This window comes from Novosphingobium aquae, assembly GCF_037572715.1.
GTDB lineage: Bacteria > Pseudomonadota > Alphaproteobacteria > Sphingomonadales > Sphingomonadaceae > Novosphingobium > Novosphingobium aquae.
The window spans coordinates 102,294-119,253 of record NZ_JBBHJY010000012.1 but is presented as its reverse complement, the minus strand read 5'-3'; the positions used below and the strand labels follow the sequence as shown (position 1 = coordinate 119,253).

Here is a 16,960-nt window from a genome sequence, read left to right as displayed (position 1 = left end):
CAGGCGGGCCACGCAATCGCGGATGGCTTCCTTGTCGATCAGGGCCTGGAGGGCGGCTTCCATCTGCATTCTCCCAATTGCTTTGACCAAGTGTTCAACGCTTCTTTGGGCGAGTGCAAGCGCGGCTGCGATATTGGACAGGTCTGCGGTAAACTCCTTGGCCTTTGCGCGATCGCGCGGAACAACGGGGGCCGAGAGGAGAGCGTGTTGCAGCAGCTTGAAGGAAAGGTCGCGATTGTAACCGGGGCAGGGCAGGGCGTGGGACGCGGCATTGCCCGTGCATTGGCGGCGGCAGGCGCCAGCGTCGTGCTGGCTGGGCGCACGCTCGCCAAGTGCGAGACGGTGCTCGCCGAGATCGAGGCGGAAAGCGGCAGGGGCCTCGCGCTGGCCTGCGATGTGTCGCAGCGCGCCGATTGCGAGGCACTGGTCGAGCGGGCGGTGGCAAAGTTTGGCCGGCTCGATATCCTCGTCAACAATGCCCACACCTCGCGGCCGATGGTGGGCGTCGAGGCCACGCGCGACAAGGACATGGCGCTCGCCTTCCAGGGCTTCCATGGCGGCTTCTACTGCATGCAGGCAGGCTTCCCGCACCTGAAGCTCGCCAAGGGCCGGGTGATCAACCTTGGCTCTGTGGCAGGCCTGCGCGGCGATGCCGGGTTCGGCGCCTATGCTGCGGCGAAGGAGGCGGTGCGCGGGCTCAGCCGGGTGGCGGCGCGCGAATGGGGCGTTCACGGGATCACGGTCAACGTGGTCTGCCCGTTCTCGGAATCGCCGGGGGTGGAATACATGATCGACACCCAGCCCGGCTTCATCGGCGAGCTGACCGACCAGACCGCGATGAAGCGGCTGGGCAATAGCAAGGACGATGTCGGCGCCGCGGTGGTGTTCCTCTGCGGTCCGGGCGGCAGCTTTATCACCGGGCAGACGATCAATGTCGACGGCGGCATCTGGATCGCACCGTGACAAGCATCGAAACTGCGCGCGGTCCCGTTGCTGCCGACCAGCTCGGCAAGGTGCTGATCCACGAGCACGTGTTCCTGATGAACATGGAATATACGCTCAATTACCGGCCCGATTTCTTCACCGATGAAACGCTCGATGCGGCGGCGGCAAGGCTGAATTCAATCAAGGCGCTGGGTTACGACACCATCGTCGACCTGACCGTGCTGGGCCTCGGCCGCCATGTGCCGAGCCTGATTGCCGTGGCCGAGCGCACCGGCGTCAACATGATCCTGTCGACCGGGGTCTATACCTTCGATGCCGTGCCCGGACCCTTTGAGTTCCACGGCCCCGGCCTGATGGTCGATGCGCCTGAGCCGATGGTCGATCTGTTCGTGCGCGACATCACCGTCGGCATGGCGGGCACCGGCGTGAAGGCCGGGATGCTCAAATGCGCGATCGAGGCGGCTGGCTTGCGTCCCGGCGTGGAGCGCACCATGCGCGCGGTGGCGCAGGCGCATTTGGCGACCCGCACGCCGATCACCGTCCACACCGCGCCCAAAGAACACACCGGGCTGGAGGTGCAGCGCGTTCTGGTCGAGGAAGGCGCGGATCTGTCGCGCGTGGTGATCGGCCACTGCGGCGATAGTGCCGATCTGGATTACCTGATGCGGCTGGCAGACCGGGGCTCGCTGCTCGGCATGGACCGCTTCGGCATCGACTTCACGCTGACCACGCAGGCGCGGGTCGATACCATCGCCGAGATGGTGCGGCGCGGGTATGGCGACCGCATGGCGCTGAGCCACGATTGCTGCATTGGCTGGTCGGACTATTTCCCGCGTTTCGATGACTATCGCCGCGCTATGCCCAACCACCACCTGCACCACATCCACGACGACGTGCTGCCCTTGCTGCGCGAGGCCGGGGTGAGCGACAGGCAGATCGAGGCGATGTTCGTCGATAACCCCCGGCGGCTGTTCGCAGGCTGATCAGGCCCCCAGCGCGCGGGCGGCCTTGACGACATTCGCGATGTGATCGGCCACGGGCAGGCCGCTCACCAGCGCCTCGATCATCGGCACTTCGATGCCGATCGGCAAGTCTGCGGGCAGCGCAGCGATCCATTCGGCGAGCGGCAGTTCGCCGGTGCCCGGCACCATGCGGGCCAGCGTCGCCTCCTTGAAATAGGGCAGGCCCTCAGGCGCTACCATCGGCGCATCGCAGAGCTGGGCATAACCGATCACGTCAGGATCGAGCGCGGCGACATCGGCCACGCTGCCGCCCGAACGGAAAAGGTGCATTGCATCGATCAGCACCCGCGCGCGGCCCTTGCCGATATGGTCGATCGCCGCGAGCGCGCTGGCGAGGTAGTTGATCGTGTTCATCGGCGCGAATTCGATGGTGAAGATCATGCCTCGCTCGATCACCATGTCGGCCAGCAGGGCAAGCTCGTCGTATGTCCGCTCAAGGCTGGGTTCCATCGATACCGCATTGATCCGCACCGCGCCAAGCTCGGCCATCAGGTCGAGCCCGTGGGCATAGTCCGCCACATCGCGGTCGGCGCCGACGCGAAATCCTTCGCCCAGTTCGATGCGCACGCCGGTATCGGCCATGGCCGCCTTCATCTCGCGCCGCAGCGCCGGATCGTTTTCCAGCGACCAGTCGGGATAGGGATGGAAATCCGGATAGCCGAACATGGCGAGCGGCATCGGCCCGAGCGCGCCGGAAATGCCGGTGCATCCGCTGGCCGCGACCAGCTTCACCAGATCCACTGGCGGCATGCCCATATGGGTCAGGTTCTCGATCCCGAGGCGGTTGATGGCCATCCTGCTACTCCCGGATCGAATCGATCACGTCCTGCGTGATCCCCGGTTTGCCCGGATCACCCGCAAGGTATTCGGCGTTCTTCTTTGCGATGAAGGCATCGGGATCAGCGGCGTGTTCGCGAAAACTTTCCCAGCCTTCCTCGTGCGTCGGGATCAGAATCTTGCCCGCCTCCATCCCGTCCGACAGCACCCGCGCGGTTTCCTGCTGGCTCTTGACGAACATGTGGCTGCCCGGGGCGCGCATCACATAGCTCTCGCTGAATTCCTTCATGCCGGCGACCGATGTGGTCATCACCGGGCCGGGGATCAGGCAGCTCACCTTGACCCCCAGCGGCATCAGGTAAAGCGCCAGGTTCTCGCTCATTGACAGCACGCCGGCCTTGCACGCTGCATAATGAACGCGGCTGGCGGCGAAGGGATAGAAGCCGGCGAAGCTGGCGGTGTTGACGATATGGCCGCTTCCCCTTGCGATCATGCGCGGCACGATCACGTTGTTGGCGCGGACCATGCCGAACAGGTTGATATCGAACATGCGCTGCCATTCGGACAGGGGAATGTCCTCCGGGTTGCCGCCCGAGAGGATGCCGGCATTATTCATCAGGATGTCGAGGCCCCCAAGCGCCTCCTCCGCTCCATCGATGCAGGCCAGCACCGATGCCTCGCTGGCGACGTCGCAGGTAAAGGCATGGGCCTCGGCCCCGGCAGCGCGCAGCAGCTCGGCGGTTTCTTCGGCGCCGTCGCGGCTGATGTCGCCCACGGCCAGCCGCGCGCCGCGCCGAGCCCATTCTTGCGCGATCCGCCGCCCGATGTTCTGCCCCGCGCCAATAATCAGCGCCGATTTCCCTGTGAATGTCGTCATGCCTGCTCTCTCCCTGATCGCTCAGTCTGGCGGCAAAGCACGGCGCGGGGAAAGCCAAATTGTCGCCAATTGGCGATGATCGCTTGGGCGGCTGGACGCGGGGTCCGGGCGCATGTCATGCTGAATAAATAGACGAATAGGAGATTTAAGGATGCGACAGGCAGCCATGCGCAAGGCCTTGCTGATCGGGATCCTGGCGGGGTCGTCGCTGGCAGTACCGCATGTCGTCCTTGCCGCAGAACCTGTAGCCGCAGACGCACCGGCCGCCGATCCGATGTTCAGCCAGCCCTATGTCGATATCGACGAATGGCGCGACAAGCCGGTGCGGCACCGCTACGTCCACGGCGGCTTCAAGGGCACCGAAGCGCGGTTTTCGCTTTATATGCCGCCCAAGGAAAAGTTCGAGCGGCGCTTCTTCCAGTATGTCACCCCGGTGCCGGATAGCGAAAATCTCGCGCCCACGAATGGCCTCGACCAGATCGGCTTCTCGATCGATTCCGGCGGCTATTTCGTCGAGACCAACAGCGGCGGCACCAATGCCACGGCCGGGCCAGCGTTCAACACCGATCCCAAGATTGCCGCCTTCCGCGCCAATGCCGCCGCCGCGCAATATTCGCGGGTGATCGCCAGCGAAATGTACGGCGCGGGCAAGATCTATGGCTATCTCTACGGCGGATCGGGCGGCGGTTACCGCACGCTCGGATCGATGGAAAACACCAAGGGCGTGTGGGACGGGGCCGTGCCTTTCGTGCTCGGATCGCCGATGGCCGCGCCCAACAGCTTCACCATCCGCATGCACGCCATGCGCATCCTGAACGCCAAGTTCCCGCAGATCATCGACGCGGTGGATGCGGGCGGCAGCGGCGATCCCTACAAGGGACTGAATGCCGAGGAGGCCGCCGCGCTGAAGGAAGCGACCGCCATGGGCTTCCCGCTGAAGGCCTGGTTCAATTACGACAAGTTCGGCGTCCACGCCTTCACCGCGCTCTATCAGGGCATGGTGATGGCCGACCCCACCTATTTCGAGGATTTCTGGACCAAGCCCGGCTACCTCGGCTTCAATCCGCCGGAATCGCTGAAGAAGGCGCGGCTGCAGTTTGTCACCAAGATCCGTGATCCGCTCGACGAGGATGAGGCGACTGCCAAGGGCATGCCCGACCTGCGCATCCCCGGCACTTCGCGCGGAACGGCAGAAGACGCCTGGCGCATCGCGGTGAACGATGGATCGAAGCGCACGGTCGCTTTTGAACTCGAAGGCACGCCGCCCGACGTCGGCTTTCTGGGCGGCGATCTTGTTGTTCTTTCGGGCGAGGCCAAGGGCGCGAAGATCGCTATCCGCCTGCTCAAGGGCAATATTGCCACTCTCGGCGTCACCCGGCTGGGGACCGTGGCCAAGATCAAGCCGGGCGACGAGGTGCGGGTCGACAATTCGAACTTCCTTGCCGCGCAGACATTCCACCGCCACCAGGTGCCCGACGCCAGCTACAAGGTTTACGACCAGTTCCGCGGTCCCGATGGTAAGCCGCTATACCCGCAGCGCAAAATGTTGCTTGGGCCGATGTTCGCGCAAGGGGCGGCGGGAACCGTGCCGACCGGGCGATTCAACGGCAAGATCATCACCGTCAATTCGCTACTCGACCGTGAAGCCGTGCCCTGGCATTCGGACTGGTATCGCCGCAAGTTCGACGAGCACTACGGTGCGGATGCCGTCAACCGCTACCGCATCTGGTACACCGAAAACGCGCTCCACGGCGCGCAGCAGTTCTCCGAAGATCCGACCCGGGTGATCAATTACAACCCGATGCTCGAACAGGCGCTGCGCGACGTTGCCGCCTGGGTGGAAAAGGGCGTAAGTCCGCCGCAGAGCACGAATTACAAGGTCATAGACGGACAGGTTATTCCTGCAGCAACGGCGGCCACGCGAGGCAGTGTCCAGCCGGTCGTGACGCTAAAAGTCAACGGCGCGGCAAGGGCCGTGGTCAAGGCTGGGCAGCGGGTGAATTTCGTCACGACCATTTCCGTGCCGCCGGGCACCGGCAAGGTGGTCGGCGTGGAATGGGACTTCGATAGTTCGGGCAAATTCGCCGAAAAGGCCTTGCTCAAGGCGGCGGCGCAGACGGTGACGCTCACCGCCAGCCATGCCTTCGCCAAGCCGGGGACGTACTTCGTGGCGATGCGGGCCTTCTCGCACCGGACTGGCAACATGACCACGCCCTATGCGCGGATTCCCAACCTCGGGCGGGTGCGGGTGGTGGTGAAGTAAGCGCCGCTATCGCACGGTAAAGCGCACCTGGTCGACCTTCTTCCCGCCCTCGTCATGCAGGGCGAGGAGGTGGCTGCCGGGCAGCATCGGCAATTGCAGTCCATCCGGGCTGCCCTGAATAATGCGCCCGTCAAGCGACAGGGTGTAGCCCGTCACCGCGCCGCTGACCTGTACGCCGAGCGACTGGCGATCGGGCGGGATATCGGGGTCATAGGCATAGACCGATCCCGACGCCGGGTTGGTGATGCGCGGGCGGCGCGAGAACTCGGGTGCAGGGGCGAGCGTCGCCTGCCCAGTCCCGGCGATGAACCATTCGCTGCGCGCCGGTTCGCCCGCGCTGGCGAAGGTCACGCGCAGCGGCTCCACCCCTTTGGGTCGGGCCGGAGCTGCGCCGGGCTTGCCCGCGTGGAGCGCCAGCATCACATCGCGCCACACCGGCGCCGCGCCGCTGGTTCCGGACACTGAGCGCATCGAATCCCCCTCGAGGTTCCCCACCCAGACCGCCACCGTGTAGCGGTCCGAATAACCGACGCACCAGTTGTCGCGCATGCCCTTTGACGTGCCGGTCTTCGCCGCCGCCCAGAACGGCAGGCGCAGCGCGGAATCGACGCCGAACGTGCCGGCGCGGGCCGAAGGGTCGGAGAGGATGTCGCCGATAATCCACGCCGCCGCCGGGTCGATCACCTGCCGGGTGTCGCTGCCGGCCTCCCCGGCGCGCAGCTTCAGTGCCGACCAGCGCCCGCCGTTGGCCAGCGTGCGATAGGCATTGGCCTGTTCGAGTAGCGTCACCTCCGCCGATCCCAGCGCGAGGCTGAATCCATAGTACGCCCCGTCGCCCTCCAGCCCGTTGTAGCCAAGGTCCCACAGCCGGTCGCGGAAGTCCTGCACCCCGTCGAGCAGCAGCGCGCGCACGGCGGGGACGTTGAGCGAGTTGGCCAGCGCGCGGCGCACAGACACCGGGCCTAGGAAGGCATTATCGTAATTGCGCGGCACGTAGAGGCCCGATGCCGTATCGAGCTGCACCGGAGAATCGTCGAGGATCGAGGCGGCGGTGAGCCACTTGCGCTCGATCAGCTGGGCGAACAGGAACGGCTTGAGCGTCGATCCCGCCTGCCGTGCTGCGTCCGCCCCGTCGACATCGCTGGCGGTCGAGCCCAGCCCCACGCCGCCGACATAGGCGAGCACTTCGCCGCTGGCATTGTCGACCACGACCACCGCCCCGTCGCGCACGCGGGTCGGGCCGAGGCCCTGCAACTGGTGGCGCAGCGCCTGCGTGGCGGCAAGCTGCGCGCGCGGGTCTATCGTGGTCTTCACCCGCATCCCCGGTTCGCTGAGCAGTTTGCCGGCAAGGTGCGGGGCAAGATCGGGGTCCTGCGCCTTCATCCGCCCACGCGCGGCAATGTTGGCGGCCAGCGCCTCAATTGTCGTGCAGTCAGCCTCGCCCAGTTGGCGGCAGGCGCGCGCGGCCACCCGCTGCGGGCTGGCGGCGGGATCGGGCAGCAGCGCCGCCATCACCGCCGCCTCGCGCGGGGCGAGCTTTGCAGGCGGCTTGCCGAACAGCATCACCGCGCCCGCTGGCACCCCCTGCGCCTCGCCGCGAAACGGCGCGAGGTTGAGGTAGGCCTCAAGGATTTCGTCCTTTTCCCACTTGCTTTCCAGCGCCCAGGCAGCGCGCATCTGGCGCAGCTTGTCTCGCCAGCCGCGCGCGCCGGGGCGAGCGATTTCGGGCGCGAGGAAGGCGGCGAGCTGCATGGTGATGGTCGACGCCCCGCGCGCCCGCCCGCCTTCGATCCGGGTGCGGAGCAATGATCCCAGCGCCAGCAGGTCCACCCCTCCGTGGCTCGCAAACCGGCGGTCCTCGGCATGGATCACCGCCGCGCGCAGCGGCTCGCCCATCTGGTCCAGCGGCATCCACGCGAGCCGCCGCATCGTGAAATCGACACGCACTTCGTCCAGCAGCGCGCCTGTGCGGTCATAGAGCCAGGCGTCGCTGGCCTTCCATTCGGCCTTGAGGTCGTCGAAGTCTGGCGGCGAAGGCGGCAGGGTGGCGAAGTATAGCCATGCCAGTGCGACTAGTGGCAACGCCAGAAGCCCACGTTTCCAGCCGATTGCCCGAAGTTTCGGCCAGAGCCAGTCGCACACGCCCCGCAGCCTCGCCACCATGCGCCGCACGTGGGGCCACAGCGCATCCTCGGTGCGCGCGACCCATGCGGTGAAGCGGGAGAAGAGGCGTTTCACGTTCCATAGCCCCTCCCCTGTAGAGGAGGGGTGAATGTCCGCGTCACCCACCCCACACCGTCATCGCCGGCACCGGCAGTTGCGCCCGGATTGCAGGCGCGTACATCGCCTCGACCCGCGCCGGGGGCAGGGTGAACTGGCCTGAACCGTTGAGCCGCACGGTATATTCCACCGTGGTCGTGCCGCGCGGCAGCCAGTCGAAATAGGCGCGCCAGCTGTCTTTGGCGTTCTCGACATAGGCCGGCCATGCCCCTTCGCTGGCGGCACCTTCACCGCCGCGCAGCATGGAGGACTGGCCGCCAAGGCCGGACATGACCGTCGCCCCGGGCGGCAGCGGATCGGCGAGGACCACCCATGTGCGGTCAGCCGTGGCGGTGACCGTCAGCTTCACCCGCACGACATCGCCCGCGGTGAGCTTGCCCTTTTCGCGTGCCGAAACGACCGTGACTTCGCGGGCAAGGCGGTATCCAGCCATCAATGGCTCGCGCAGCGGCACGGCGGCGTGGACGCTAACTGTCGCCCAAGGGCCCGCCCCGCCGGCCTGCGACAGGGTCATCGGCCCCGCCACCAGCGGCAACTGCAATGGTACTGCAACGTCCTTGCGCGGCCATTGTACCGCCAGCGATTTGCCGCCAAGCGCCAGCGTGGTCGTGCCCGCGATCGCGCTTGCCGGATAGAGCTTGGCAAAGCGCCGGACCACGACCGCGCCCCAGGCATTGGCGGGGGTGGTATCCCAGTGGCCGCGTTGCTGGCGGCTGGCGATGCCGACCATCAGTTTCGGCGCCTCGGCCTGCCAGTCGGCTTTGCCGAGCGAGGCGTCGAGGACCTTGATCGCCATTTCGTCGGCGCTGACCATCATCCACCATGGTGCCCTATTGGCGTCGGACAGATCGAGCCGGGTGCCTTCATAGACCAGCCGCTTGCGCAGTTCGCCCTCGGCAGCGGCCTTGAGCATGGCGGCGCGGGGGGCCTTGGGCAGGCGGTCGAGCGTTACGATCCAGTCGGCCAGCGTGCCGGTGGGCATCTGCGCCGGCACCATGTCGACACGGGCGACGAGGCCCGGATCGGCAGCCCCGGCGCGGGCGAGCGCGGAGAGGGCAGCGACGCGGACCAGTCGCTCATCGGCAGCGAAGGGCCGGTCACGATTGACGCGTCCCTCGACCACACCCTTGAGCGCGGCGACCATCTTGGCGCGCGATTCCTCAGGAATCTTGAGGCCTGATGCGGAGCTGATCGCCAATGTATAGGCGGTCAGCTCGGTCGATCCGCGCATGTTGGCGACGGGCCAGTACCGCAGCAGTCCATCACCATCGAGGTAGGTCGGGATTGCGGCGGAAAGCGCTTCCCACGCGGCCAGATTGTCGGTGGCGACAATGCGCGACAGCTGTTGTTCGAAGCAATTGTAGGCATAGGCCTGCATGTAATCGCGCACGCCGCCGAGCGGCGGGGCAAGGCTGTCGCTGAGCGCAATGTCGACGAACCCGCCCGGCAATGCGCCCTGCGGCACCATGATCGACGGCGGTGTGCCCTCACCAACGCGGTACAGGCTGGCGGCCCAGACCTCGACCGGCACGGCGGGGGCAACCTCCTGCATGGCGACCACGGAATCGCGGTATTTGCCGTCCTTGCTCTTCGCTTCGACCGTCCACTTGAGCGTGCCGGGGACTTCCGGCGCCTTGACCGACCAGCGCACGCGGGTGGCGCCGCCGGCCGGGATCGTCACCGTCTGCGCCTCCCCGACCTTGATCCCACCTTCGACCTGCGGCCGGGCGGTGACCTTCATCGGCTTGTCCTGCCCGTTGCGCAGGGTGAACACCGCATCATAGGTGTCGCCGGTGCGCACCAGCGGCGGCAGACCGGGATAGACGGCCAGCTCCTGCCGGGTGCGGATCGTGCTTTCGCCGGTGCCGAACAGCTGCGCGCCGTCCGTCGCAATCGCCACCAGCCGGAAGCGGCTGAGCGCGTCGGACAGCGGCACTTCGACCACCGCCTCGCCCTTGGCATCGAGCGCAACGCGGCCCTTCCACAGCAGCACCGGCTGGAAATTCTCGCGGTTGACGCCCGAGGCATCGCCGCCGCCGCCGCCCGCTGCCACGGCCTTCTTGCCGTAGTGCCGCTTGCCGACGACCTGCATCTGCGCGGTCGATGTCGCCACCTCAAGGCTGCGCTCGCCCATCATCGCGTCGAGCAACTTCCAGGAATCGTTGGGCATCAGTTGCAGCAGCGCTTCGTCAACCGCGACGAAAGCGAGGTCGGCGCTGGGCGCGGGCTTGCCCGAGGGATCGCGCACGGTGACCTTGACCTGCGCCTTTTCGCGTACGCCGTAAGCCTCTTTGTCCGCCTTTACGTCGATGTTCAGCTTGTGGCCTTCCCAGCCCACCTTGAGCTCGGTCATGCCGATGCGGTAACTCGGCTTGGCAAGGTCAACGGCGGCTGTCGGCGGCAGACCTTCGCTGGTGAAGGGCAGGCCCAGCTTCTGCGCCATTTCGGTCAGCCACGGCCGCGCGCCGGTCACCCGCCCGCGCACCGCCATCACCGAGACATAGACGTTCGGCGCATAGGCGGCGGGCATTTTCACTTCGACGACCGGGTCCTTGCCCGACAGTTCGGTGACATAGCTCGAAAGCACGCCCTCGCGCTCGACCGTGACCAGTGCGGTCGCCTCGCGGTAAGGCATGCGCACCTGCAGCCGCGCGGTTTCACCGGCGGCATAAGCGGTCTTTTCGGGGACCACGTCCATGCGGTCGCCATTATCGCCGCCGAACCACCATTCGTCCGCACCGGCCAGCCAGACCGAGCGGGAGGAGCGCGCCACGCGGCCTTCTCGGTCGGTCGTTGTGGCGACCACGGTGACCTCGCCCGAAACGCCCGCGTCGATCACGCAGTCGGCCTTGCCCTGGGCATTGGTCGATGCCGTGCAGCCGGCAGCGATCCGCTCGACCTTCTGCTGATTGTCATAGGCGTAGAAGCCGCCGATCAGCCGGCGGCGTGCGGTGATGGTCTGCTTGGAGAACAGCTCCACTTTCACCATCTGGCCCGAGAGCGGCTTGTTCGTAAGGTCAAGCGCGGCAAAGTTGAGCCGCAGTTCGCTTGACCGCATCAGCCAGCCATCGGTCTTCATGCCCAGCTGCACCGCGCTGGGATACAGCGTCACGCGGCGGCCCGCGGTGAGCGTTTCGCCATTGGCGTCGGGATAGTCCATTTCGACCATCAGGGAGATGGTCTGGTTGATCGCGGCGCTGACATCGACCGCCGTCTTGGCCGTGCCATCGGCGCCGAGCGTGGCGGGGAGCGTCTGCGAATAGGGCAGCGGTTCGGACACTTCGCCGTCACCCTCGATCGAGAGCGGGCGCACGCCTTCCTTCACCAGCGCGCCGCCGAATTCATAGGCCTCCCAGCCCTTGGGCGCACGGCCCCAGCTGTTGAATTCGGTGCGCAATGTCACTGGCACCGCGCCCGCGCCCCCTCCCGAAAGGTAGCCGACGAACAGCGACAGCGGCACGGATTTTGGCTGCACCAGTGCCTGCTCTGGCCCGGTCACGCTCGCGCGCATGGTCGGCAGGCGGTATTCGTCCACCCGCACGTCCTGGCTGGAATAGATCGTCCGGCCATCGACCTCGAAGCGCAGCGAATAGGTGCCGAGCGGCGCGCCCTGCGGCACGGTCCACTCGTTCTCGCCCGATCCCATGCCATCGATCGTCACCGGCTGGCTGAATTCGGTTTCCGAACCGTTGTGGCGCAGCACGAACGTGCCGGTGAAGCCATTGGCATAGGTGAAGCCGGGGCCAATGGGCTTGCGCAGCACGTGCTTGAAGTGAACCGCCTCGCCCACCCGAACCAGCGAGCGGTCCATGATCGTATGGATGGTCTCGTTGCTGGCATTGACGCCGAATGACAGGTCGAAGTCATATGGCGAGATGCCGTTGTTCCACGTGGTCAGCGTGAAGCTCATGTCGCCACCCGCGCGGGCGGAGACCATCAGCGGATGGCTCTCATCCTCGCCGCAGCCGCCGCTGGTTTCTGGTTCGGGCAGGCCTTGGCGGGCGAACAATGCGCCTGCCTTGTCGGTCGTCCCGCTGGCGAGCAATTTGCCCGAGCAGGAATCGCTGATCCGCACGCTGGCGCCTTCGACCGGCTTGCCGGTGGACAGGCTCGTCACCCAGACAAAGCTGGACTCGCGCCCCCACTTGAAATGCACCGCCATGTCGGTGACTAGCGCGGCGGCGGGGACATAGCGCGGCACGTTGCGGCCCAGCAGCGCGCGGCCGAGCGCGGGACTGGCGAATTCGACGACGTGGAAGCCCTTGGCTTTCACCGGCACGCCGATCACTTCGAAGTCCTTGCCCTTGCCGGGCAGCGGCAGTTTTAGCGCGGTGCCCTCGGCGGGCTTCAGCAGCGGCTTTTCGCCGGTGTGGTTGATCGCTTTCGAGGTGCCGTCCTTGAGCTCGATCCACTCGTAATCGCGCCGTGTTGCCTTATCGAGCCGGCGCAGCCAGTCGGCGATCACCCGGTCATCGTCGGCGATCCGGGCGGAGCGGCCATCGATTGTGGTCGCCTTGCCGATCAGGTCGGGCTCGACTGCGCGCACGGTGACGGGGAGCAGGCCCTCGCTTGCCTCGACAATGCCGAACTGCGCGGCGAACTTGACCAGCGGCGGCATGGCGTCAAAGCGCACGGCCAGCGGGAAGCGCGCTGCGTTGGAAAGGGTGCGACCCGACAGGTCCTGCACGCCCGCCGGCAGGATCACCTGCGCCGCCGTCGCGGCGGGGAAGGGGCCGGGGAATTCAAGGTCGGACAGCTCGCTATTGCCGCGCGTGTCGGGATCTAGTTTTGGCGCAATCATGGTGCCGTCGGCCATGCGCAGGCGCACCGCCATCGCCTTGTCGCGCGCGATCGGCGCGGTGAAGCGGACATAGGCGGGGGTGACCGGGTTGCAGCCGGCGCTGGCGTTGACCCGGCCGCAATCGAAGCTGGCGGCAAAGGCCTTGCGCACGGTAAAATCAAAGCGCTGGTCGGTGCCGGCGAGCTTGCCGCCTGCACCGGAAATCGTCTTGGGCCAGACCAGCGCCATGTCACGTTCGGGCGGCAAGGGGCGGCGGCATTTCAGTGCCATGACATTGCCCAGCGCCGCGGCGCGCGAGGCCGCATCGGCAGGGAGTTTCGCCGGCAGCCCGGCATCTTCCATGAAGCTGCGCCGCGCCCATGTATCCTCGCCCATGCCTTCGAGCACGCGGCCCACGGTGTCGGTGGGCAGTACGTCGATGGCCGCCGCTTCACCAATGCCGTCAACCGCGCAGCTGGCCTTGGCTGCGACCGAGGCCGGATCGGCGCGAACATTGGTGGCGACGAGGAACACCTGATCCTCGTCGATGTCACCGTCGCTGCCGGGGGCGAGCACGGCGCGCACCGAAGGGCCGCCGGTTTCGATCGGGAAGCTGGTGCTGCCGCCCACACTGACGCCGCGCAGGGTCGCCAGCTTGTCACGCAAAGTGACCTTGCAGCTCAGTCCGCCCGGGAGGGGCCTCGCAAAGTCGAGCACGAAGGTCTGCTGGTCGACCCAGCGTCCGGTGGCGGGAACAGGGCAATCGCTGGTCGCAGCTGGCGCGGCGCGCGGATCTCCGAGCGGCACCATGCTTTCGGAAAAGCGCAGAGTGAAGCGCTCAACCGCGCCGCCCGCTCCGCCGCCGGTGCCCGTGGTGGCCATGATGACCTGCGGCGTGGTGTCGCTCTGCGCGGCGAAGGGCAGGGCAGCGACGGCCAGCAGCGAAACAATCCAGCGCGCGCGCATATTATGTGCCCCCCATCCCGAGGTGATTCGTGGCCGCAGCTTCTCCTAAAGAGGCTGCGCTGTCCACGCCCGGGGCTGGGGGGCAGGTGACTTATTCTGTTAGGTTTTTCAAGTCGGCCCTGAGTTTCAAAATGAGGTCAGGCGCCAAGATTGAGCATCCGGCCCAGGAAGATCAGCACGATCGCGCCCAGGATCGAGGCAAGGATGCCCGCCCGGTTGAGCCCCGGCTTGCCGCGATTGGTGACCATGCCCGCCAGCAGCGAACCGGCGATGCCGAGGATCATCGTCCACAGCAGGCCCATATTGACCTCGCCGGGGTAGAAAAAGCGCCCGAGCGCACCGACGATGATGCCGACGATGGCGTAGGAAATGATGTTCATCATGGAATTGTACTCCCGTCCTTGTTGGGCAGGGCCTGAGCCTGCCCGATGACCAAGGGCTAACCCGCAAGGCGCCCATCGGCAACGGCAATCGCTGCGTTGCGCCAGTCATAACGCGAGTAGCACCGACAAGTGCCGATTCAACTGGGCGCAAGCAGGACTCGCTTCGTCGATGTGGAGAAAAAAAGTTGGTGGCCGCACTTTGACTCTTGCGCGGCGCACCAGCCTTGGATTTCCCGCGCGTCGCTGCGCCGCAAAAATCTTTGCGGGCCGCACCGGACCAGCCCCGAACGGGTTAGGCCAGCATTTACCCTCTTGCGCGCGATTCAGGATGAGGCACTATCAGTAGTGGTTCGACACTCGGGGGTACCCACAAGACCTAGATTTCACCGCAAGCCGCCAAATTCGGCGTGAACGGGTGGATTCGGTCCGGGTCAAGGGCGGAACGGCGCAGCTTGGGTGCGCAACGGGGGACAAGGCTGGGGAAAAACTTTCCCTTTTTGTTCTCCCAAAGATTGGGCGAGGCTGGTAGAAGGGGGTTTGCCCTTCGATTCGGTCCGCAAGCAGTGGACTTGGTTTGCCGCGTGTGTCGCGGCCGAACGGTTTGAACAGGGGCAGGCATAGTGGATTTCAGAAACGGGGACGCGTCCGTGTCGGACAATGATGTGATGGAAAACGTGGATCTGTCCGAAACGACGTCCGAACTCAGGGAGGCTCAACCGGCTTTGCCCATGACAGAAAAAAGCGATGCTGGAAGCGCGGCGCTGGTCGACAAGCTCGGCGCGGAGGCGCTGGCTGGCGCCCTGACTCAAGTTGCCAAGGCAGCAAAGAAGCCCAAGGAAGATTCGCATTCCATCCAGGCGCGCCGCTTCACCATCGTGACGGAAACGTCGCGCGATGCCCTGCTGACCGATTTCGGCAAGGACACGCTCGACGATCGCTACCTGCTGCCCGGCGAAAAGTACCAGGACCTCTTCGCCCGCGTCGCCGATGCCTATTCGGACGATCAGGACCACGCCCAGCGCATTTACGACTACATCTCGAAGCTGTGGTTCATGCCGGCAACCCCGGTGCTGTCGAACGGCGGCACGGGACGCGGCCTGCCGATCTCGTGCTACCTCAACTCGGTCGATGACAGCCTTGAAGGCATCGTCAACACCTGGAACGAGAATGTCTGGCTGGCCAGCAAGGGCGGCGGCATCGGCACCTATTGGGGCAATGTCCGCGGCATTGGCGAGCCGGTCGGCCTCAACGGCAAGACCAGCGGCATCATTCCTTTCGTGCGCGTGATGGACAGCCTGACGCTGGCGATTTCGCAAGGCTCGCTGCGCCGCGGTTCGGCCGCCTGCTACCTTGACGTGTCGCACCCGGAAATCGAGGAATTCCTCGAAATCCGTAAACCTTCGGGCGATTTCAACCGCAAGGCATTGAACCTGCACCACGGCGTGCTGCTCACTGACGAATTCATGGAAGCCGTGCGCGATGGCGCCGAATTCCACCTGCGCAGCCCGAAGGACGGTTCGATCCGTTCGACGATCGATGCGCGCAGCCTTTTCCAGAAGCTGGTCGAAAACCGCCTCGCCACGGGTGAGCCGTACATCGTCTTCTCCGACACCGTGAACCGCATGATGCCCAAGCATCACCGCGATCTCGGGCTCAAGGTCTCGACCTCGAACCTGTGTTCGGAAATCACCCTGCCCACCGGCCGCGACCACCTCGGCAATGACCGCACGGCGGTCTGCTGCCTGTCGTCGCTCAACCTGGAAACCTGGGAAGAGTGGAGCGGCGACGAGCGCTTCATCGAAGACGTGCTGCGCTTCCTCGACAACGTACTGCAGGACTATATCGACCGCGCCCCCGAAGAAATGGCCCGCGCCAAGTATTCGGCGATGCGCGAACGCTCGGTCGGCATGGGGGTCATGGGCTTCCACTCGTACCTGCAGATGAAGGGCGTGGCGTTTGAAAGCGCGATGGCCAAGGCGCTGAACTTCAAGATGTTCAAGCACATCGCCTCACGCGCCGACGAGGCATCGCTGATGCTCGCGCAGGAACGCGGCGCTTGCCCCGATGCGGCGGACATGGGCGTGATGCAGCGCTTTTCGTGCAAGATGGCGATCGCGCCGACCGCGTCGATCAGCATCATCTGCGGCGGCACGTCTGCCTGCATCGAGCCGATCCCGGCGAACATCTACACCCACAAGACGCTGTCGGGCTCGTTCGTCGTCAAGAACCCGTATCTTGAGAAGCTGTTCCAGTCGAAGTCGAAGGATTCCACCAACGTGTGGAATTCGATCCTCGAAAACGCCGGGTCGGTGCAGCACCTCGATTTCCTCAGCCCCGAGGAAAAGGCCGTCTACAAGACCAGCTTCGAGATCGACCAGCGCTGGCTGCTCGAATTCGCAGCGGACCGCACGCCCTACATCGATCAGGCGCAGAGCCTGAACCTCTACATCCCCGCCGATGTCGACAAGTGGGACCTGATGATGCTGCACTTCCAGGCATGGGAAAAGGGCATCAAGTCGCTCTACTACCTGCGCTCGAAGTCCGTGCAGCGCGCGGGCTTTGCCGGCGGAGTGGAGGCGGACAACACCGCCGATGCGCCGAAGATCGAACTCAGCGCCGGCCCGACCGACTACGAGGAATGCCTCGCCTGCCAGTAAGGCAGGCCGG

At 65.6% G+C, this 16,960-nt stretch carries 9 protein-coding genes; 4 read left to right on the top strand and 5 right to left on the bottom strand.

The window, feature by feature from the left end; all coding sequences use genetic code 11:
• Window positions 1–207 precede the first annotated feature (207 nt).
• Window positions 208–963 carry an SDR family NAD(P)-dependent oxidoreductase gene (locus WG900_RS19135; RefSeq protein ID WP_417598578.1) on the top strand — a complete coding sequence of 252 codons (756 nt, stop codon included), beginning with the start codon at window positions 208–210 and terminating at the stop codon, window positions 961–963.
• Complete coding sequence (locus WG900_RS19130) at window positions 960–1,928, top strand: phosphotriesterase family protein (protein ID WP_339969814.1); 969 nt, start codon at window positions 960–962, stop codon at window positions 1,926–1,928. Before WG900_RS19135 ends, WG900_RS19130 begins: the two co-directional genes overlap by 4 nt.
• Here WG900_RS19130 and WG900_RS19125 read toward each other — a convergent pair whose 3' ends face one another.
• Complete coding sequence (locus WG900_RS19125; protein ID WP_339969812.1) at window positions 1,929–2,762, bottom strand: sugar phosphate isomerase/epimerase family protein; 834 nt, start codon at window positions 2,760–2,762, stop codon at window positions 1,929–1,931.
• A 4-nt stretch (window positions 2,763–2,766) separates the two neighbouring features.
• Complete coding sequence (locus WG900_RS19120; RefSeq protein WP_339969810.1) at window positions 2,767–3,621, bottom strand: SDR family NAD(P)-dependent oxidoreductase; 855 nt, start codon at window positions 3,619–3,621, stop codon at window positions 2,767–2,769.
• Window positions 3,622–3,772: 151 nt separating this feature from the next.
• Here WG900_RS19120 and WG900_RS19115 point away from each other — a divergent pair, with 151 nt between their 5' ends.
• Entirely contained in the window at window positions 3,773–5,884 is a 2,112-nt protein-coding gene (locus WG900_RS19115; protein WP_339969808.1) for a PKD domain-containing protein, read from the top strand.
• A gap of 6 nt (window positions 5,885–5,890) precedes the next feature.
• Here WG900_RS19115 and pbpC read toward each other — a convergent pair whose 3' ends face one another.
• From pbpC to WG900_RS19100, 3 genes are all read right to left on the bottom strand, one after another.
• Window positions 5,891–8,122: a penicillin-binding protein 1C gene (pbpC, locus tag WG900_RS19110; protein WP_339969806.1), complete on the bottom strand. Its 2,232-nt coding sequence runs from the start codon at window positions 8,120–8,122 to the stop codon at window positions 5,891–5,893.
• 43 nt (window positions 8,123–8,165) lie between these two features.
• Complete coding sequence (locus WG900_RS19105; RefSeq protein ID WP_339969804.1) at window positions 8,166–13,910, bottom strand: alpha-2-macroglobulin family protein; 5,745 nt, start codon at window positions 13,908–13,910, stop codon at window positions 8,166–8,168.
• A gap of 137 nt (window positions 13,911–14,047) precedes the next feature.
• Window positions 14,048–14,293 carry a GlsB/YeaQ/YmgE family stress response membrane protein gene (locus WG900_RS19100; RefSeq protein WP_339969802.1) on the bottom strand — a complete coding sequence of 82 codons (246 nt, stop codon included), beginning with the start codon at window positions 14,291–14,293 and terminating at the stop codon, window positions 14,048–14,050.
• Window positions 14,294–15,021: 728 nt separating this feature from the next.
• Between WG900_RS19100 and WG900_RS19095 the strand changes: the two genes are divergently transcribed.
• On the top strand, window positions 15,022–16,950 hold the full coding sequence (locus tag WG900_RS19095; RefSeq protein ID WP_339969800.1) for a ribonucleoside-diphosphate reductase subunit alpha: 1,929 nt from the start codon (window positions 15,022–15,024) through the stop codon (window positions 16,948–16,950).
• Window positions 16,951–16,960 lie beyond the last annotated feature (10 nt).

Coding starts and splice junctions, on each gene's coding strand:
- WG900_RS19105 (WP_339969804.1), bottom strand. CDS start 13,910: ATGCGCGCGCGCTGGATTGTTTCGCTGCTGGCCGTCGCTGCCCTGCCC.
- WG900_RS19115 (WP_339969808.1), top strand. CDS start 3,773: ATGCGACAGGCAGCCATGCGCAAGGCCTTGCTGATCGGGATCCTGGCG.
- WG900_RS19120 (WP_339969810.1), bottom strand. CDS start 3,621: ATGACGACATTCACAGGGAAATCGGCGCTGATTATTGGCGCGGGGCAG.
- WG900_RS19095 (WP_339969800.1), top strand. CDS start 15,022: ATGACAGAAAAAAGCGATGCTGGAAGCGCGGCGCTGGTCGACAAGCTC.
- WG900_RS19125 (WP_339969812.1), bottom strand. CDS start 2,762: ATGGCCATCAACCGCCTCGGGATCGAGAACCTGACCCATATGGGCATG.
- WG900_RS19100 (WP_339969802.1), bottom strand. CDS start 14,293: ATGATGAACATCATTTCCTACGCCATCGTCGGCATCATCGTCGGTGCG.